Annotated in this window: 23 protein-coding genes; 2 read left to right on the top strand and 21 right to left on the bottom strand. The window is 63.9% G+C overall.

Features of this window, described 5'->3' with window-relative positions; translation table 11 throughout:
• Positions 1-45: 45 nt before the first annotated feature.
• The gene (locus CAPI_RS01495) at positions 46-567 is read left to right on the top strand and encodes a DUF1707 SHOCT-like domain-containing protein (RefSeq protein WP_018017503.1); all 522 of its coding nucleotides are present in this window, start codon (positions 46-48) and stop codon (positions 565-567) included.
• Positions 568-625: 58 nt separating this feature from the next.
• Here CAPI_RS01495 and rplO read toward each other — a convergent pair whose 3' ends face one another.
• From rplO to CAPI_RS01435, 12 genes are all read right to left on the bottom strand, one after another.
• A complete protein-coding gene (gene rplO, locus CAPI_RS01490) occupies positions 626-1,072 on the bottom strand; it encodes a 50S ribosomal protein L15 (protein WP_018017502.1) in 447 nt (148 codons plus the stop codon).
• Positions 1,073-1,078: 6 nt separating this feature from the next.
• Complete coding sequence (gene rpmD, locus CAPI_RS01485) at positions 1,079-1,264, bottom strand: 50S ribosomal protein L30 (protein ID WP_018017501.1); 186 nt, start codon at positions 1,262-1,264, stop codon at positions 1,079-1,081.
• A gap of 5 nt (positions 1,265-1,269) precedes the next feature.
• Complete coding sequence (rpsE, locus tag CAPI_RS01480; RefSeq protein WP_018017500.1) at positions 1,270-1,905, bottom strand: 30S ribosomal protein S5; 636 nt, start codon at positions 1,903-1,905, stop codon at positions 1,270-1,272.
• Between the two features lie 40 nt (positions 1,906-1,945).
• Positions 1,946-2,350 (bottom strand): 50S ribosomal protein L18, encoded by a 405-nt coding sequence (rplR, locus tag CAPI_RS01475; protein WP_018017499.1) that lies wholly within the window; start codon positions 2,348-2,350, stop codon positions 1,946-1,948.
• A 2-nt stretch (positions 2,351-2,352) separates the two neighbouring features.
• Positions 2,353-2,889 carry a 50S ribosomal protein L6 gene (gene rplF, locus CAPI_RS01470; RefSeq protein WP_018017498.1) on the bottom strand — a complete coding sequence of 179 codons (537 nt, stop codon included), beginning with the start codon at positions 2,887-2,889 and terminating at the stop codon, positions 2,353-2,355.
• An 18-nt stretch (positions 2,890-2,907) separates the two neighbouring features.
• On the bottom strand, positions 2,908-3,306 hold the full coding sequence (gene rpsH, locus CAPI_RS01465; protein WP_018017497.1) for a 30S ribosomal protein S8: 399 nt from the start codon (positions 3,304-3,306) through the stop codon (positions 2,908-2,910).
• A gap of 297 nt (positions 3,307-3,603) precedes the next feature.
• Positions 3,604-5,085, bottom strand: coding sequence for an alpha/beta fold hydrolase (locus CAPI_RS01460; RefSeq protein ID WP_018017496.1), 1,482 nt, complete (start codon positions 5,083-5,085; stop codon positions 3,604-3,606).
• 81 nt (positions 5,086-5,166) lie between these two features.
• The gene (locus tag CAPI_RS01455; protein ID WP_245531628.1) at positions 5,167-5,880 is read right to left on the bottom strand and encodes a DUF2786 domain-containing protein; all 714 of its coding nucleotides are present in this window, start codon (positions 5,878-5,880) and stop codon (positions 5,167-5,169) included.
• A gap of 246 nt (positions 5,881-6,126) precedes the next feature.
• Entirely contained in the window at positions 6,127-6,705 is a 579-nt protein-coding gene (rplE, locus tag CAPI_RS01450) for a 50S ribosomal protein L5 (protein WP_018017494.1), read from the bottom strand.
• A gap of 2 nt (positions 6,706-6,707) precedes the next feature.
• Complete coding sequence (gene rplX, locus CAPI_RS01445) at positions 6,708-7,022, bottom strand: 50S ribosomal protein L24 (RefSeq protein WP_018017493.1); 315 nt, start codon at positions 7,020-7,022, stop codon at positions 6,708-6,710.
• 3 nt (positions 7,023-7,025) lie between these two features.
• Positions 7,026-7,394: a 50S ribosomal protein L14 gene (gene rplN / locus CAPI_RS01440; RefSeq protein WP_018017492.1), complete on the bottom strand. Its 369-nt coding sequence runs from the start codon at positions 7,392-7,394 to the stop codon at positions 7,026-7,028.
• A 199-nt stretch (positions 7,395-7,593) separates the two neighbouring features.
• A complete protein-coding gene (locus CAPI_RS01435) occupies positions 7,594-8,844 on the bottom strand; it encodes a glycoside hydrolase family 32 protein (RefSeq protein ID WP_026157125.1) in 1,251 nt (416 codons plus the stop codon).
• A gap of 61 nt (positions 8,845-8,905) precedes the next feature.
• On the opposite strand from CAPI_RS01435, the gene CAPI_RS01430 reads away from it, so the two are divergent.
• Positions 8,906-10,429: a bifunctional hydroxymethylpyrimidine kinase/phosphomethylpyrimidine kinase gene (locus tag CAPI_RS01430; protein WP_018017490.1), complete on the top strand. Its 1,524-nt coding sequence runs from the start codon at positions 8,906-8,908 to the stop codon at positions 10,427-10,429.
• Here CAPI_RS01430 and CAPI_RS01425 read toward each other — a convergent pair.
• The 9 genes from CAPI_RS01425 to rpsS all read right to left on the bottom strand — a co-directional run bounded on the left by CAPI_RS01425 (position 10,426) and on the right by rpsS (position 16,690).
• Positions 10,426-11,463 carry an LLM class flavin-dependent oxidoreductase gene (locus CAPI_RS01425; protein ID WP_018017489.1) on the bottom strand — a complete coding sequence of 346 codons (1,038 nt, stop codon included), beginning with the start codon at positions 11,461-11,463 and terminating at the stop codon, positions 10,426-10,428. The two genes, CAPI_RS01430 and CAPI_RS01425, sit on opposite strands and share 4 nt — an antisense overlap.
• 45 nt (positions 11,464-11,508) lie before the next feature.
• Positions 11,509-12,000: a hypothetical protein gene (locus tag CAPI_RS01420; protein WP_018017488.1), complete on the bottom strand. Its 492-nt coding sequence runs from the start codon at positions 11,998-12,000 to the stop codon at positions 11,509-11,511.
• A 41-nt stretch (positions 12,001-12,041) separates the two neighbouring features.
• Positions 12,042-14,147 (bottom strand): PhoX family protein, encoded by a 2,106-nt coding sequence (locus CAPI_RS01415; RefSeq protein ID WP_018017487.1) that lies wholly within the window; start codon positions 14,145-14,147, stop codon positions 12,042-12,044.
• A 180-nt stretch (positions 14,148-14,327) separates the two neighbouring features.
• The gene (gene rpsQ, locus CAPI_RS01410; protein ID WP_018017486.1) at positions 14,328-14,639 is read right to left on the bottom strand and encodes a 30S ribosomal protein S17; all 312 of its coding nucleotides are present in this window, start codon (positions 14,637-14,639) and stop codon (positions 14,328-14,330) included.
• A gap of 3 nt (positions 14,640-14,642) precedes the next feature.
• Positions 14,643-14,873 carry a 50S ribosomal protein L29 gene (gene rpmC / locus CAPI_RS01405; RefSeq protein ID WP_018017485.1) on the bottom strand — a complete coding sequence of 77 codons (231 nt, stop codon included), beginning with the start codon at positions 14,871-14,873 and terminating at the stop codon, positions 14,643-14,645.
• Positions 14,873-15,289 (bottom strand): 50S ribosomal protein L16, encoded by a 417-nt coding sequence (rplP, locus tag CAPI_RS01400; RefSeq protein WP_018017484.1) that lies wholly within the window; start codon positions 15,287-15,289, stop codon positions 14,873-14,875. The genes rpmC and rplP overlap by 1 nt, the downstream gene beginning before the upstream one ends.
• Before the next feature lie 4 nt (positions 15,290-15,293).
• On the bottom strand, positions 15,294-16,043 hold the full coding sequence (gene rpsC, locus CAPI_RS01395; protein ID WP_018017483.1) for a 30S ribosomal protein S3: 750 nt from the start codon (positions 16,041-16,043) through the stop codon (positions 15,294-15,296).
• The gene (rplV, locus tag CAPI_RS01390; protein WP_018017482.1) at positions 16,043-16,411 is read right to left on the bottom strand and encodes a 50S ribosomal protein L22; all 369 of its coding nucleotides are present in this window, start codon (positions 16,409-16,411) and stop codon (positions 16,043-16,045) included. The genes rpsC and rplV overlap by 1 nt, the downstream gene beginning before the upstream one ends.
• Before the next feature lie 3 nt (positions 16,412-16,414).
• Entirely contained in the window at positions 16,415-16,690 is a 276-nt protein-coding gene (gene rpsS, locus CAPI_RS01385; protein WP_018017481.1) for a 30S ribosomal protein S19, read from the bottom strand.
• Positions 16,691-16,693 lie beyond the last annotated feature (3 nt).

The raw sequence follows: 16,693 nt of genomic DNA, 5'->3' as shown, positions 1-16,693 counted from the left end.
CTGCCTACCTTGATAAGTCATGGCGTTGCGATAGGCTCTACACACATGACAGGGGACGAGGGACACATACGCGTCGGCGACGCCGAACGCTCCCAGGCGCTGGACCGGCTTGGCGAGCTTTTTACCGACGGATATCTCACTGTCACCGAGTTCGACGAGCGATCTGCCGCGGCGGCCTCCGCCAGCGTTCGCGGTGAGCTCGATCAACTGTTTGTGGACCTACCGAGTCAGACCACTCCCAGCCCCGCAGACAGGAGTGGGCTTACGCATCTCGATGCCGAAGCCGAACTCGACCGGGTTTTAGCAAAAGGGCGCAAAGTGAGCGCAGCTGACGCCGTCGTTGGGTCAGTTGCTACCGTCGTTTTCTTTCTTGGTCTCTTTCTCGGGTGGGACTACTTCTGGGTTGTTGTCCCACTAGCGGGCGCCGCATGTATCGGCGTACGAGCTTTTTTCCAGCTCGAGGATGAGGAGGAGGAGCTGTACGAGGAATTGTCCAAGTCCGAACGCCGTGAGCGCGCGGAACGGCTTCGCATCGCCGCAATGAAGCGTAAGGAACTCGGCCACTGAACACGAAAACTCCCCGCTTCCTCGGCAGCGCGAGAAAGCGGGGAGCAACGTAGGCGGCTTAAGCCTCGGTGACGGAACCCCCGGCTGCCTCGATCTTCTCGACGGCAGACTTGGAGAACTTCGTCGCGGTGACGTCGAGCTTGACGTTCAGGTCACCGTTGCCGAGCACCTTGACGGGCTGGTTCTTGCGAACTAAACCTGCCTCGGCGATCTCAGCGACAGTAACGGTTCCACCGTTCGGGAACTTCTCCGCGAGGTCTGCCACGTTCACGACCTGGTAGACAACGCGGTTCGGGTTCTTGAAGCCCTTGAGCTTCGGCAACCGCATGTGCAGCGGCATCTGGCCACCCTCGAAAGCGGCGGAAACCTGCTTGCGAGCGCCGGTGCCCTTGGTACCGCGGCCTGCAGTCTTGCCCTTGGAGGCCTCACCGCGGCCGACGCGGGTCTTGGCCTTGTTCGCGCCCTTTGCCGGGCGCAGATCATGGAGCTTGATGATGTCTGCCATGGTGTCCTACTCCCCTGCCACTTCTTCGACGGTAACAAGGTGGCGCACCTTGAGGATCTGCCCGCGAGTCGCGGCGTTATCCGCCTTGACCACGGACTGGCCGATCTTGCGCAGACCGAGCGCCTCGAGGTTCTTGCGCGTCATGGGCTTCTCGCCCACCTTGCCGTGGTGCAACGTAATTTTCAGTGCCATTGTGCTTAGGCCTCCTGTCCAGCGCGCGCGCGCAGCATGCGGGCCGGGGCGACGTCCTCGACGGACTTGCCACGCTTCGCCGCAATTTCCTCCGGGCGGACGAGCTCCTTCAAGCCGGCAACAGTCGCCTGAACGACGTTGAGGGCGTTATCCGAACCGAGAGACTTGGCCAGGATGTCCTGGATGCCCGCGCACTCGAGCACCGGGCGCACGGCACCGCCTGCGATAACACCGGTACCGGGGGCAGCCGGGCGAAGCATGACGATGCCAGCGGCGGCCTCAGCCTGGACCGGGTGGGGGATGGTGCCACCGATCATCGGGACGCGGAAGAAGTTCTTGCGAGCTTCCTCGGCACCCTTTTGGATGGCGGCGGGAACTTCCTTGGCCTTGCCGTAGCCCACGCCGACCATGCCCTGGCCGTCGCCCACGACGACGAGCGCCGTGAAGGACATGTTGCGGCCACCCTTGACGGTCTTGGCCACGCGGTTGATGGTGATGACGCGCTCGATGTACTTATCGCGCTCGTCGTTCTGGTTGCGACGATCGTCGCGGCGGCCTCGGCCACCGCGCTCGTTGTTGCCGCGGTTGTTGTTCTGGTTGTCGGCGGAGCGCCCGCCGTCACGCCGTTCACGTTCGGCCATTACGCGATCCTTCCGTAGGTGATGATGGTTGCGATGGTCATTAGAACTTCAGACCACCTTCACGAGCCGCCTCAGCCAGGGCCGCAACGCGGCCGTGGTACTTGTACCCGGCGCGGTCGAAGACGACCGACTCAATGCCGGCTTCCTTGGCGCGCTGCGCAACCAGCTGACCAACCTTGGACGCCTTGTCCTTCTTGTCGCCTTCCATGGCGCGCACATCCGGCTCCATGGAGGAGGCGGACACGAGCGTGTGCCCAGCCAGGTCGTCGATGACCTGAACGTGCATATGGCGGGACGAACGGTGCACGACGAGACGCGGGGTCTCGGCGGTGCCGCGGAGCGTCTTGCGGATGCGGTTGTGGCGGCGAACGCGGGCTTCGCGGCGGCGCGTAGAAATGTCGCGGCCGACCGGGGTGCGCTTGGTGTTCTCTGCAGTGTTGCTCATGTTTACTTACCCGTCTTTCCGACCTTGCGACGGATCTGCTCACCTGCGTAGCGGATGCCCTTGCCCTTGTAGGGGTCATCCTTACGCAGACGGCGGATGTTCGCCGCGATCTGGCCGACCTGCTGCTTGTCGATACCCTCGATGGAGAACTTGGTGTTTCCGTCGACGGCGAAGGTGATCCCTTCGGGGGCCTCGATCAGGATCGGGTGGGAGTACCCCAGTGCGAACTCGAGGTTCTTGCCCTTGAGCTGCACGCGGTAACCGACGCCGAAGATCTCCATGTTGATCTTGTAGCCCTCGGTGACACCGATGACGATGTTGTTCACCAGGGAGCGGGACAGGCCGTGCAGTGCGCGGTTGTTGCGCTGGTCGTCCGGGCGGGAGACGACGATCTCGTTGTCCTGAACGGACGCGGTGATCGGGGCCGGAAGCTCAAGCGACAGTGTACCCTTCGGGCCCTTGACCTGAACGTTCTGGCCGTCGATAGTCGTTTCGACGCCATTGGGGATTGCGATGGGTGCTTTACCTACACGCGACATAGTTGTTCCAGCCTCCCTTTACCAGACGTAGGCGAGGACTTCCCCACCTACACCCTTCTCGTGTGCCTGGCGGTCGGTGAGCAGGCCCTGGGACGTGGAGATGATGGCCACGCCAAGGCCCCCGAGGACCTGGGGCAGGTCGTTGGACTTTGCGTACACGCGCAGGCCCGGCTTGGACACGCGGCGCAGGCCCGCGATGGATGCCTCACGGGTCGGTCCGTACTTGAGGTCGAGGGTGAGCTCCTTGCCCACCTTCGCATCCTCAACCTTGTAGTCAGCGATGTAGCCTTCCTGCTTCAGGATCTCGGCGATGTTCGCCTTGAGCTTCGAAGAAGGCATAGACACGGTCTCGTGGTGCGCATTGTTTGCATTGCGCACGCGAGACAGCATGTCCGCGATTGGATCAGTCATGGTCATGGAAGTGACCGTTTACCTTTCTCGTTGCGGTTCCCTAACCCACCGTGGCGCCATCTATCGGCACCGCGTTAGCCGTGTGATCTGTCGGGGGCTACTCATCGCTCCGCCACGCTTAGTAGCGCGGGGCGCTCGCCGCCACCCTTGCACCCGGTCCGCACGTTGGCGGGGGGCCTGCAACAAAGTTGGATGTTCGAATGTTCAACGGTCGTGCGCACACCAGCAGGCGCACACGCCCGTCGGTGTACGCTACCCCTCCTATACCACGATGGCCAAATCGCTTGTCGACGCCCCCCGCGCTTAAAGCGAGCTCAGCGGCATGCTCGACACCGCGGCGCTCAACGCCGCCGCATCCGAACCACCGTTGCCGTTGAAGTTGGTGCAGTAGGCGGGGGCGTCTGCGTTATCGCCGCGGAGGCGGGCGAGGATGAACGGCATGCCGAACCCAGAGCCAGACGCGGCTTGGGCGACGTGGTTGTACTCACCGAGTGTGCCCAGCTCGGGGAGGATGTCGTCCCGGTAATACACGTTGACGCCTTTCGCGCACCAGTTTCGTGCGAGTGATTTCGCTTGGCTGTAGTCTACGTTGCGGTCGTAGCGCCCGGACACGACCATCACGGGCACCTGCGGTGTGCCCGCGCCAATAAACTGGTCCGACATTGCCCTTGCTGCGTCTGGATTGTCGAGCAAAAGCTCCGTCAACGAGCGGTCGCCGGTTATCCATTCGCGGGTGGTGGCGTAGCCGTACTGGTCCATGATCTCGTCCGTACATAGGGTGGCCACGTTTTCCAGGGCGGCCTTGCCGTTGTCATTGACGTTCGCGTCGATCACGCTGCGCAGCGAGGAGTACCGGGCTGCCAGGCCGTTAATGGTGGACCCAATGACTCCAGCTAGGTCAGATCCATCGATGTTCTTTTGCACCGCGTCGAGGTCCGCGGGCGGTGCCGAGGCGTATGCGGCGACGAGGTTGAGGTCCGGCGCGTATTCGGGTTGGGCCTCGGCGGCGGCAGCCGACGCCCCGCCACCTTGCGAGTGCCCGTAGAGCGCAACTTTGCCGAACTGCTCTCCCCGGCTTTCGACGAGGGTGCGGGCTGCGCGGGCGGCGTCGAGCATCGCGTGGGCTTGGTCGTCGCGGTTCATGTAGGTATGCATCTCGGCCGTCCCCATCCCGATGAGGTCGCTGACGACGACTCGCACGCCCTGGTGGGCAAAGACCATGTCGTACAAACCCTCGAGGTTGACAAACCGGCCACTGTACACTGGGTCCGGTTGGCCGTCGACTGGCCAGTTCCGCGAGGGCGCGCACTGGTCGCCCTGGCCGACCGTTCCCCGCACGACGACAAGTGTCGGTCGCGGACCCCCTCCGGTCCATGGCACCGTCGGTTCCACCACGTACCCGGTGACAGCGGTCAACTCTCCGCTGGCGTTTTTGGTCGTGTACATGACTTTGTCCACCTCGCTGGGCACCGCCCCGTCATTCGGCCCGAGGATGTTGGAATAGGGAGCCTTAACCGTACGCAGGATCTCCCCCTCCTTGGCCGGGTTGATCCCGGCGGTGTCGTAGAACGGGTCACCATCACCGCGCTGGACAACCCCCTTCGTCACCACCGAAGACCCTAGCGAGGAACCCTTCAGTGAGCTTCCCTCGTCTGCCCCCGCCGGGACTGTGATAACCGCAGCCGCTAGGGTGACACCACCGAGCGCGGAGACAACGGCCCGCGCCACGCCTCTTAGAATCATGTGTTCTGCCTTTCGCTCTCCACCAAACGCGATATCCAACACAATAAAAGAAGCTATTAGTTTCCGCGCCGAAACCTTGATTCGAGATCGGCGCCCCACCCCCGGCATCACCCCTGAGCACACCTAAGAAGAGATCGCCCGGCGCGACGGCATTCTCGTTTGACCCAGATCCACAGCTCGACCGGCCTCTAACCCATCGCCGTAGGAAACACCGTCTATGGCACAGCTCGACCGGTAACTCCCCAAGAAGAACCCCTCGCGTGAGGCGAACTCATCACGCGCCTTGTCGGCGCGTTCGGAATCGCTCATCAGCGCCAGGCTGTAGCGGGTGTCTCTGTCTGCCACCGTTCGCTCGGCCGAGCTCAGACGCTCCCCAACAGATCTCGCGAACCCAGCCATGAACGACCGGCGCTTCACGACAGTCGAGGCGTCACCGTAACCGCAGTGCTTGACGCGCTGGGCGCCAAGAGCCATACCTGGCGAGAGCAGGGCATAGAGAACCTCGACGCGTTCAGCGTGGCGCCGTAAGCCGAAAACCGTCGCGGAGACCACCTTCGTGGAGCGCGGCATCTTGCACTGGAAGCCAGCGCAGTGCAGGGCTACGGCAATCGCGAATAGCAGCGCCGCTTGCTTGTCCGTGTACGAACCGGTGAAGTCAAAGGTGCGCCGCACGACGTCATCACCGTCGTCGGGCTTGCTCACATCCCGCTCACTGAAGCCGTATTCCGCCATGAGCGCGAACGCCTTGTCATAAAACGCGTCCCCCTCGGGCGTGCCCGCGCGATCCGCCGCTTGGTTGAGAAGCTTCGCTACCTTGTCCCGAACCTTGTCCTGCATCATTTCCCCCCTTGTTGAATGCAGTGTGTCGAATGCAGTGTGTCGAATGCAGTGTGTCGAATGCAGTGTGGAAACAGTTATAAACCGCCAGCCGGACACAAGACCAGCCCCCGCGGCCGAAAGCTGTGGATAACCGGGGATCACGTGCGGCGGCCTGTGGATAACGCGCTGTGGACGGCGACAGACGAAAAATCCCCCGCGCCACCCAGGTTGGGCGGTACGGGGGACGTCGACAAGCGGGCAGCGCTATGCCTGCTGCATCTTGCCGTCCTTGTCCACGAACGGGAAGCCGAGGTGGCGCAGCAACGCGCGGCCCTCGTCATCGTTGGTGGCGGTGGTGACGAGCGTGATGTCCATGCCGCGGACGCGATCGATCTTGTCGATGTCGATCTCGTAGAACATTGTCTGCTCGTTCAGGCCGAAGGTGTAGTTGCCGGCGCCGTCGAACTGCCGGTCGCTCAGACCGCGGAAGTCGCGAATACGGGGAAGCGCGACGTTGAGAAGGCGATCCAGGAACTCCCACATGCGGTCTCCGCGCAGCGTCACCTTGGCGCCGATGGGCATGCCCTCGCGAAGCTTGAAGTTCGCGATGGACTTCTTGGCGCGACGCAGCTGCGGTTTCTGACCGGTGATGGCGGTCAGGTCGGCGATCGCACCGTTGATCACCTTGGAGTCGCGAGCGGCGTCGCCGACACCCATGTTGACCACGATCTTGGTCAAGCCCGGGATCTGCATGACATTTTCATAACCAAACTCGCTGCTGAGCTTGGCGCGAATGTCATCCTTGTAGCGCGTCTTCAGGCGCGGGGTGTAGTTCTCAGCCATGGCTAGATGTCCTTCCCGTTCGACTTGGCAACGCGGACCTTCTTGCCGTTTTCATCGAAACGGTAGCCGACGCGCGTCGGGGTGCCGTCCGAGTCAAGCAGCATGACGTTGGAGACGTGAATCGGGGCCTCCTGGGTCACAATGCCGCCGGATTCGGCGCCGCGCTCGTTGTACGAGTTAGCGACGTGCTTCTTCATGCGGTTCACACCCTCGACGAGGACCTTCTCGCGCTTCGGGTAGGCCTCGATGACCCGGCCCTGAGCGCCCTTGTCCTTGCCGGAGATGACCTGAACCATGTCACCCTTCTTGATCTTCATGGGTTAGATCACCTCCGGTGCGAGAGAAACAATCTTCATGAAGCGCTTTTCGCGCAGCTCACGAGCGACGGGGCCGAAGATACGGGTGCCGCGGGGCTCGGTGTCGTTCTTGATAAGGACGGCGGCGTTCTCATCGAAGGCGATGTAGGAGCCGTCGGGGCGACGGGTTTCCTTCTTCGCGCGGACGATGACGGCGCGAACAACTTCACCCTCCTTGACGTTTCCGCCCGGGGTGGCTTCCTTCACGGTGGCGACGATGGTGTCGCCGATGCCGGCGAAGCGTCGAACAGATCCGCCGAGCACGCGGATGCACAGGATTTCCCGTGCACCGGTGTTGTCGGCGACCTTGAGACGCGATTCCTGCTGAATCACTGTGGTCTCCTGACCTGGTAGTATGTGCGCCAGATTTCCGAACTGGGCGCACGTGGCCAATTGCTATCCTGCCCCCGCCTCTATAGTGCAGGGCCCCCGCCCGGAAAAGCGGGCACCCCAGCTAGCACAAGGGGCAACTGGGGTATTAAAGCACGCAGCGTATCTCGAGACAAAATCCGCTGCGGCGGGTGCAATGGGCTCAATCGAGCGCAAACCCCTCCCAATCAGCATCATCGGCGGCGAACACCGCCGCGGAAAAGGCGACCTCGCCCCCGCCTGCCGTGATTTCCACGGCCGCCCCGTCCGCGGTACAGAGCACCTCTCCCTCGCCGCACTCTGCCCACCGAGTCAGGCCGTTTTTGGTCACTGACACTGTTCCCCGACCGTCGCCAGTCGGGTTCCAGGAGACGGTCAGCGGTGTTGCCCCCGTGGCGTCGACAAGCGAGGCGTTGAATGGCTCGCTCCCCGCTGCGAAGCGCCCCACGCACATGCGCGCGTCGCGCGGGATGAGCAGCGATTGGTAGAGGCGGCCTCCGCGCAGCACGACCCGGCGCGGCAAGGTGAGCTGGTGGGCCCACCCCTCCGCCTCCAGCGACGGGGTGTCGCCCCGGGAGGGCTGACCCATCCACCCCAGCATGAGTGCCGCACCATCGGCGACGACGAGGTGGGGGCCGAAAAACTCGTGGCCGTAGTCGAGGGGCGTGTAGTCGGTGACCACGTCAAAGTTGGTGCCCTCAAGGTGGCCGACCACGTAGCCGCTCTCATCCGAGTCCGGAAACCGCGGTGAAAACACTAGGACGTCCGAGCTTTCCCCCGTTGCCTCATCCACCATGCTGAGCAGATTGGGGCGCTCCCAGGCGTGAGCCGAGGCGACGTTGTAGTTGAGGCCCGCGAATTCCAGGGGTCCGACCTCCTCCCAGGATTGCCCGTCGGTGCTCGTCAAAAGCGCGACTGCACCGGTGCCGTTATCGCGTTGGCCGCCGACCACCATGCGCCACTGCCCCCCAGGCCTGCAGGTGACGTAGGGCCCCGCGTCGAGTCTTAGCCCGGGGACGTCGACAAGCGGGTTGGCCGGGCTGCGGTGGAAGAAACCCCCAGCGGGCCCGTCAATGTCTTCCACCTCAACGAGATTTTGGCTGGACCGTCTCTCAGACCCGGCGCCGCTAACGCCGGTGTAGTACACGCGAACACTCCCCTCATCAACGAGCGCGGAACCCGGGTAGCACCCATCGCGGTCGTAGGGGAAGGAGGGAGAAAGGGCGTCGGGAAGGTGCGCCCACGGCCCCCCGTCCAGGGTGGTCACTGCGTGCCCCCAGCCCACCCGCTTTTCCTCGTGCCCGGGGTCGTGCTGGTAGAACACGTGGAGCCGATCACCTACCAGCAGGAGTGCGCTCACACCTTCCAAACGGCCGTGCGGCGGACTGAGGTGGTATGTCGGGCGGTAGCTCATGCGATCAAGCTTAGAGCTTATCGACGCCCCCGCGGCCCCCTTCTGCGCTAGAAGTAGTGGGGTGACACAGCAACCCAGAGTCCTGTCAATCGCCGGCACCGACCCGACCGGTGGAGCCGGCATCCAGGCCGACTTAAAGTCCATTGCCGCGTGCGGCGGGTACGGCATGAGCGTGGTGACGGCCCTCGTCGCGCAGAACACGCGCGGTGTTCGCGAGGTGCACACCCCACCGGCCCGCTTCCTTAAGCAGCAGCTTGACGCGGTTTTCAGCGACGTAGAGGTCGATGCCGTCAAGGTGGGCATGCTCGGGGATGCCACGACAATCCGCACCGTTTCACGCTTCCTCAGCGCGCACCCCGTCGAGGTGGTCGTCGTCGACCCCGTCATGGTGGCAACCTCCGGAGACCGCCTTCTCACCCCTGACGCTGAGGAGGAGCTGCGCGACTTCGTCCGCGAGCACGCCACGGTGGTGACCCCTAACATCCCTGAGCTCGCGGTCCTGTCCGGGGAAGAGCCTGCCACGAGCTTTCCCGCAGCTGTCGCCCAGGGCTCCCGCTACGCCGCCGACGCAGGCGTCACGGTCTTGGTGAAAGGCGGGCACTTAGACGGCCCGCGCGCTTCGAACGCGCTGGTCACCCCGGCGGGCGAGGTCCACGAGATCCACACCGCGCGCATCGACACCGCGAACACCCACGGCACTGGGTGCTCCCTGTCAGCCGCGCTCGCCACGCGCATTCTTCTCGACGTCACCGTTCCCGCCGCCGCCGCGCACGCCACACGGTGGCTCCACGAGGCGATCCTGGGCGGCGCCTCGCTACACGTCGGCCAGGGCAACGGGCCCGTTGACCACTTCCACCGGTTGCGTCGCCTTGCCGCCGCGGGCGATTCCACCCCGCTCCCCGTCGATTCCGAGGCGGCGTCAGTCGAACCACGTATTCCCGCAGCCGGGCCGTTCACCCGGGAGTTGTGGAACCACGGTGCCGCAAAGGCGTGGCCCGACACGCTCGCACTGGGCTTCCTGGAGGATCTGCGCTCGGGCAACCTAGCGGCCGAGGACTTCGCGTTCTACCTCGCCCAAGACGCGCTCTACCTCAGCGACTACGCTCGCTCTCTCGCCCTCGTCGCGGCTCGGGCAGGAGCGCGGGAGGAGCAGGAATGGTGGTCCCGCGCGGCGACTGCGGCAACCGCGGCGGAGGCCGAGCTGCACCGCTCGTGGCTCAGTGACCGCGCCCTCGACGCCGACGTGGACCCCTCCCCCGTCACCCTGGCCTACGTCAATCATCTCAAGGCAACGGCGGCCACCGCTGACTACGCGGTTGGTGCCGCGGCGGTCCTTCCTTGCTTCTGGCTCTACGCCGAAGTAGGCCTACTGCTTCGCGACGCCTGCCACCCCGGCCACCCATACGAGGCATGGTTATCCCTCTACGGCGGCGACGAGTTCGTTCAGGAGGCTGCGCACGCCATCGCGTTGACGGAAAAGGCCCTCGCCGCCGGCTCCGAGCAGCAACGCACAGCAGCCGCCCGGGCCTTCACCTACTCCTGTTTCTACGAGCGGGACTTCTTCGATCAGGCGTACCGCCGCTAGGAGGTCGCCGGCTCCCAGCCGAGAGCGGGGGCGATGTGCTCCGCGAAGTCCGAGAGGACCTTCATGTTGAGGTCCACGCCCAACTGGTTCGGAATGGTGAGCATCAGGGTGTCTGCAGCGTGGATCGCGGGGTCGCTGGACAGCTCGGCGATGATCTCGTCCGGCTCCGCCGCGTAGGTCTTGCCGAACGTCACCATAGAGCCTTCACCCAGCGACCCGATCTGCTCCTCACTACCCTGTCCGGCGAAAAGCCTGCGGGAGACGTCATCGACAATGGGAAACACGCTGCGAGAGATCGACACTCGCGGCTCCCAGTCGTGGCCCGCGGCGACCCACTCGTCGCGGAAGTGCTGGATCTGCTGGGCCTGGAGTTCCCCGAGGCTACGCCCGTCAGCCTCGCTGATCAGAGTCGAGCTCATGAGGTTCACCCCGTCGCGGGCTGCTTGTGCCGCGGAATCGAAGGAACCGGCGCCCCACCACACGTGGCGGTCCGCGCCCGGCGCGTGCGGCATGACCGGCAGGGGCGTTCCCGGGTGGTACATCTGTGGGTACTGCTTCCCCACAGGCGCCGCGGTGGCCATGCCGTCCCCACGAAGCGCCGACAAAAAGCTTTCGAAATGCGCCCGCGCGAGGTCAGCGCCGTTGTCTGAGGTAGCGGTGTACCCGAAGGCCTCCCAGCCCCTGATCGCCGGTTCCGGTGAACCGCGAGAGACGCCGAGGGCAACCCGGCCGTCGGAAAGGAGGTCAAGCGCGGCGATGTCTTCCGCGAGCTGAAGGGGGTTGGCGTAGCGCATGTCAAGCACACCGGTGCCGACCTCGATGTTCTTCGTCACTGCGGCCATCGCCGACAGAAGCGCGATGGGCGAGGCGAACTGCGGCGCGAAGTGGTGGACGCGAAGGTATGCTCCGTTGACCCCGATCGAATCCGCCTGGCGGGCGATCTCCACGGTGTCTTGGAGGGTTTGGCGCGCGCCCGGACCGCGCTGCCCGGGAAGGGCGTAGTGCCCGAAGGAAAGGAACCCAAATTTCTTCATACCCCGGATTATAGTGATATGTCACCAAAATCGGGTAGCAAGCGTTCACGTGCGGGAAGATCGATGCAGGTCAAGGTTATTGTGGAGCTGAGCCGCACAGGCCCGCCGGGAGACGGCGGCCCACTGCGGCAATCGATTTTCTGGGGCAGAATTCGCCTCACTCCGGCCCGCTAGCGCCGGGTGAACGAGGGGCAGGACCCACACCTTGTCGTCACTCAGCCGGAATACGACAAACTCAACAAGCCCTCCTCGCGTGCCACCATCATCGCAGTCCCAGCGGAAGAGGAAATCATCCTGGAAGTGGACGACGAGCCCGGCTGCGATAACCACGGCAGACGGGGTATCCCGTAAATCGATAAGGCGAACCCTCGGCTCCCCCACCACGCCCGTGCCCGGGGCGCGAAGACGAAGATCCAGGACATCCCTTTGGACTTGTTCAATGGCTCCCTGCAGCGCTGTGAGTTCAAAGACGGACCCGGGCTGCGCGCGGAGCTCGACAACCGTGTCGGTAACATTTAGGTGGGTGAGACTGCTCATAAGGTAACCCTAACCTAAACGCGCCGGAGGCGGTAGGGGCGTTAGACGCCGATCTTGCCACCGTCCTCCCGCCACACGACAGCGACAGCCGGCCGCGGAAGGGAGGAACCGCCGTCGGGCCAGTGCGAGGCCGGCTTTTCAAAGGTTGCGTCGTCTTCCTCGCCCGGGTGCTGCACGTTCACCATCACGCGGTCGGCGTCGACAATCGGGCCGCAAGTTTCGGCACCGGAAGGCACAGTGAGGAAGCACTTCACCTGACCGCGGTTCGCCCCCTCCAGCCCCACGGCGTACAGGCCGTCGTTGCTCTTCAGCGCGTTGCCGTCGGTGGAGATCCACAGGTTTCCGTGGTCGTCGAAGGCCAGGTTATCCGGACACGAAATCGGGGAAACCTGGGATTTGTCGAACCCACCGAAGTAGGAGTACGCGGCCTCTGGGTCGCCACAGACCAGCAACAGGTTCCAGGTGAAGGACTCGCCGGCGTGATCGTCGTCGATCTCCATGACAAGACCGTTCTTGTCCTCCTTGATGGGCGCGTACTCTTTCACACCCTCCTTGCTCTTGCTAGCGTTTTCCCCCGCCGCGCCACGGTAGGAGTTGTTGGTCAGTGCGACGTAGAGCTTGCCGGTTTTGGGGTCGGGTTGGAAGTCCTCGGGGCGGTCCATCTTCGTGGCGCCGACCTTGTCCGCAGCGAGGCGCGTGTAGACGGCTACTTCTTCCGCGCTAAAACCATCGACGTGCGATTCCGCGCCGCTCGCTGTAACGGTGAGCAGCTTGTGCCACGTCCCGGTGCCGTCGAACTTCTTGTCGGCCGGCAAGGCGCCGTCGCCAATAATTTCGCCCTCGGGTGAGTTGCCCTGTAGAGAAGCGACGTAGAGCGTACCCTCGTCGAGGATGCTCATGTTGTGCGCGATGTCGCCCTCCTTGACCTTCTTCGAGGAGACGAACTTATAGATGTACTCGAAGCGAGAGTCATCACCCGAGTAGCACACGACGGTGCCGTCCGCGGTGACGTAGATGTTGCCGGCTTCGTGCTTGAAGCGGCCCATCGAGGTGTGCTTCACCGGGGTCGAGGTCGGGTCGTAGGGGTTGATCTCCACGAGCCAGCCGAAGCGGTTGATCTCGTTCGGCTCCTTCGACAGGTCGAAACGGTCGTGGTAGCGCTCCCATTTGCGCTCCGATTCGCCCTCCGGAACGGCGTAGCGCTTGACGTCCTGAGCGGCGCGGCCCTGGGTTACTGCGGAGGAGTGAGACCAGTACTGCTCAAAGTTTTCCTCGCCGGACAATAAAGTGCCCCACGGCGTGATACCACCCGAGCAGTTGTTAAAGGTGCCCATCACGCGCGTGCCGGTCGGATCGGAGCTCGTCTTCAGCAGGTCGGAGCCGGCGGCGACACCGCGGACCTCAAACTCGGTGTTGCCGGTGATACGCCGGTTGAGCGGGCCGAATTCCCGCTTCAGCTCCCCTGAGCCGGCCACCTTGGAAACTTCCAGGATGGAGTGGCCATGGCTTGCGATACCGATGTTGACCTGCTCCTGCGTCGGGTTGTCGGCGTCGTACCCCGGAAGCATGTGCGGCTCCGTCGAATATTCGTGGGAACACACGTACACCAAGCGGTCCGAGCTATCGGGGTGGGGCAAGAGGCCGGCGAAGTCGTTATTGAAGCCGAACTGGCGCTCCGCGGCGGCCGCGGTCTGGTTCTGCGGGTCAAACTCAGGGGCGTCGGCAAACAACGGGTCACCCCACCGGATGAGCACACCCGAGGAATAACCCGCGGGGACGACGAGCTTGTCCTCGGTATTTGCGGCCACGCTGTCAAAACGCATGCCCTCCGGGGGAGTCACCTGGGCCGGCGCGGAGCCAGACGGGGAGCCAGACGGGGAGCCAGTCGAGGAGCCAGTTGAGGACGACGAGGTCGCAGCGCCACTCGTTTGCCCGTCCGCACCACACGCGACAAGCGCGGCCCCGCCGCCGACTGCGAGCACAGCGACGCCCGAGGCCTTGAGCATCCCGCGCCGCGAGACGACATCTCCGAAGTACTCGTTGTCCGACACGTTCGCGCACTCCCCCAAGCAGGCGTTTCCGCACTTGTACGTGCACGTCAGGCTTGAGCGGCGCGATTGAAACAGGTTGAGGCCTTTAATCGGCATGGGGTTCTCCTCCGCACAATAGAAACACATTCAGATGGATAGACCGAACGGAACAATAGGTGTCCTTGGTGTCCCAGCCGGGAAGTACTGATTAATTTTCTGTAAACGGGGAGAGAGGGGGCGTCGACAAGCGAAAAGCCCCGCACGAAGCGGGGCTTGACGGTGACGCGGAGGGGGCTTCTAGCGGGCCTTCTCCACGATCTCGACGAGACGGAAGTGCTTGTCCTTCGACAGCGGGCGCGTCTCCTCGATGCGAACGAGGTCACCGATACCAGCGGTGTTCTCCTCGTCGTGCGCCTTCACGCGCTTTGTGCTGCGCACGATCTTGCCGTAGAGGCTGTGGGACTTACGGTCCTCCAGCTCAACGACGATCGTCTTGTCCATCTTGTCGGACACGACGTAGCCGGTGCGGCGCTTGCGGGTCGGCTTCTTGGTCTGGTTCTCAGTCACGGTTGCCTTCGATGCCTTCGATGCCTCAGTTGCTTCGGTCATGATTTACGCCTCAGCTCCCGGGACAGTAGACAGGCCCAGCTCGCGCTCGCGCAGCACGGTGTAGATGCGTGCGATGTCGCGCTTCACGGTGGAGATGCGGCGGTTGTTGGTCAGCTGACCGGTGGCGAGCTGGAAGCGCAGGTTGAACAGCTCTTCCTTCGCCTCGGCCAAACGGGTGCGCAGCTCATCGTCGTTGAGCTCGCGGAACTCGGATGCGGGGGTACCGACAGCCATCAGAACTGGTCCTCCTTCTTGATCACGCGGACCTTGCAGGGGAGCTTCGCACCCGCGCGGCGCAGAGCCTCGAGAGCGGTCTCCTCGTTCGGGTAGGACATCTCGAAAAGGATACGGCCCGGCTTGACGTTGGCCACCCACTTCTCGACGGGGCCCTTACCGGAACCCATACGCACGCCGAGCGGCTTCTGGGTCAGGGGGCGGTCAGGGAAGATGTTGATCCACACCTTGCCTCCGCGCTTGACGTGGCGGTTGATGGCGATACGTGCAGACTCGATCTGGCGGTTGGTAATGTAGGCCGGCTCGAGTGCCTGCAGGCCGTAGTCACCGAAAGTGATGGTGTTGCCACCCTTGGACACGCCACGACGGGTCGGGCGGTGCTGGCGGCGGTACTTCACGCGCTTTGGAATAAGCATGTGTTTAGCCCTCCTGCTTCTGCTCTGCGCGCTGGCGACGCTGGCCGCCACGGCGCGGGCGGCGGTCGCGGTCACCGCGGCCGCGGCGGTCGTTCGACGGAGCGTTGAGCTCAGACTCGCGGACGCCGCCGACGACATCGCCCTTGTAGATCCACACCTTGACGCCAATCACGCCGAAGGTGGTGTGTGCTTCTGCGGTGCCGTAGTCGATCTCCGCGCGGAGCGTGTGCAGCGGCACGCGCCCCTCGTGGTAACGCTCGACACGCGACATTTCGGCGCCACCCAGACGGCCAGAGGTCATCACCTTGATGCCCTTGACCTGCGGGTTACGCATTGCGGACTGGATCGCCTTGCGCATTGCACGGCGGAACGCCACACGGTTGACCAGCTGCTCCGCAACGGACTGCGCCACGAGGGTGGCGTTGGCGTCGACGTTCTTGACCTCGAGAATGTTCAGCGCGACCATCTTGCCGGTGAGCTTCTCCAGCTCACGGCGGATGCGGTCTGCCTCCGCGCCGCGGCGCCCGATGACGATGCCCGGGCGGGCGGTGTGGATGTCCACGCGGACGCGATCACGGGTGCGCTCGATGACGACATCGGCGATTCCGGCACGCTCCAGGCCCTTGGCCAGGAAGTTGCGGATCTTGATGTCCTCGGCGACGTAATCGGAGTAGTTCTTGTCGGCGTACCAGTGCGACTTCCAGTCCGAGGTGATGCCCAGGCGCAGGCCGTGTGGGTGAATTTTCTGGCCCATTACTTAGCCCCTTCCTTGGACTCGACGGACTCGACAACGACTGTGATGTGGGACGTACGCTTCCGGATCTGGAAGGCGCGGCCCTGCGCGCGCGGCTGGAAGCGGCGCATGGTCGGCCCCTCGTTGGCGTAAGCCTCGGAGATGACCAGGGTGCGCGGGTCAAGGCCGAAGTTGTTCTCGGCGTTGGCCGCGGCAGACGCGACGACCTTGGCTACCGGGCGAGCGGCGGCCTGAGGTGCGTACTTCAACGTGGCGAGGGCCTCGGAAACGGACTTCCCGCGGACGAGGGCCAGCACGCGGCGGGCCTTCATCGGGGAAGTGCGGGCAAACTTGGCCGTCGCGGATGCAGTGGTGATCGTCTCAGCCATTGCTTATCGACGTCCCTTCTGTTCCTTGACATGACCCTTGAAGGTCTTGGTTGGTGCAAACTCACCGAGCTTGTGGCCGACCATGGACTCGTCCACGAACACCGGGACGTGCTTGCGACCGTCGTGAACGGCGAAAGTGTGACCGATGAAATCGGGGAGAATGGTCGAACGGCGAGACCAGGTCTTGATGACCTGCTTGGTACCGGCCTCGTTCTGAGCGTCCACCTTGTTGAGGAGGTGCTCGTCGACGAACGGGCCTTTCTTAAGGCTGCGTGGCATGTC

This window comes from Corynebacterium capitovis DSM 44611, from assembly GCF_030440535.1.
GTDB lineage: Bacteria > Actinomycetota > Actinomycetes > Mycobacteriales > Mycobacteriaceae > Corynebacterium > Corynebacterium capitovis.
The sequence above is the reverse complement of the archived record's forward strand: the minus strand, read 5'-3'. Positions and strand labels throughout refer to the sequence as shown.

Excerpts from the sequence above, each read along its gene's own strand:
- CAPI_RS01415 (WP_018017487.1), bottom strand. The coding sequence starts at position 14,147 with ATGCCGATTAAAGGCCTCAACCTGTTTCAATCGCGCCGCTCAAGCCTG.
- rplR (WP_018017499.1), bottom strand. The coding sequence starts at position 2,350 with ATGAGCAACACTGCAGAGAACACCAAGCGCACCCCGGTCGGCCGCGAC.
- rplO (WP_018017502.1), bottom strand. The coding sequence starts at position 1,072 with ATGGCAGACATCATCAAGCTCCATGATCTGCGCCCGGCAAAGGGCGCG.
- CAPI_RS01420 (WP_018017488.1), bottom strand. The coding sequence starts at position 12,000 with ATGAGCAGTCTCACCCACCTAAATGTTACCGACACGGTTGTCGAGCTC.
- rpsC (WP_018017483.1), bottom strand. The coding sequence starts at position 16,043 with ATGGGCCAGAAAATTCACCCACACGGCCTGCGCCTGGGCATCACCTCG.
- rplX (WP_018017493.1), bottom strand. The coding sequence starts at position 7,022 with ATGAAGATCAAGAAGGGTGACATGGTTCAGGTCATCTCCGGCAAGGAC.
- rpsQ (WP_018017486.1), bottom strand. The coding sequence starts at position 14,639 with ATGACCGAAGCAACTGAGGCATCGAAGGCATCGAAGGCAACCGTGACT.
- CAPI_RS01435 (WP_026157125.1), bottom strand. The coding sequence starts at position 8,844 with ATGAGCTACCGCCCGACATACCACCTCAGTCCGCCGCACGGCCGTTTG.
- rplE (WP_018017494.1), bottom strand. The coding sequence starts at position 6,705 with ATGGCTGAGAACTACACCCCGCGCCTGAAGACGCGCTACAAGGATGAC.
- rpsE (WP_018017500.1), bottom strand. The coding sequence starts at position 1,905 with ATGGCCGAACGTGAACGGCGTGACGGCGGGCGCTCCGCCGACAACCAG.
- rplF (WP_018017498.1), bottom strand. The coding sequence starts at position 2,889 with ATGTCGCGTGTAGGTAAAGCACCCATCGCAATCCCCAATGGCGTCGAA.
- rpsH (WP_018017497.1), bottom strand. The coding sequence starts at position 3,306 with ATGACCATGACTGATCCAATCGCGGACATGCTGTCTCGCGTGCGCAAT.
- rpsS (WP_018017481.1), bottom strand. The coding sequence starts at position 16,690 with ATGCCACGCAGCCTTAAGAAAGGCCCGTTCGTCGACGAGCACCTCCTC.
- CAPI_RS01425 (WP_018017489.1), bottom strand. The coding sequence starts at position 11,463 with ATGAAGAAATTTGGGTTCCTTTCCTTCGGGCACTACGCCCTTCCCGGG.
- rpmC (WP_018017485.1), bottom strand. The coding sequence starts at position 14,873 with ATGGCTGTCGGTACCCCCGCATCCGAGTTCCGCGAGCTCAACGACGAT.
- rplV (WP_018017482.1), bottom strand. The coding sequence starts at position 16,411 with ATGGCTGAGACGATCACCACTGCATCCGCGACGGCCAAGTTTGCCCGC.
- rpmD (WP_018017501.1), bottom strand. The coding sequence starts at position 1,264 with ATGGCACTGAAAATTACGTTGCACCACGGCAAGGTGGGCGAGAAGCCC.
- CAPI_RS01495 (WP_018017503.1), top strand. The coding sequence starts at position 46 with ATGACAGGGGACGAGGGACACATACGCGTCGGCGACGCCGAACGCTCC.
- rplP (WP_018017484.1), bottom strand. The coding sequence starts at position 15,289 with ATGCTTATTCCAAAGCGCGTGAAGTACCGCCGCCAGCACCGCCCGACC.
- CAPI_RS01455 (WP_245531628.1), bottom strand. The coding sequence starts at position 5,880 with ATGCAGGACAAGGTTCGGGACAAGGTAGCGAAGCTTCTCAACCAAGCG.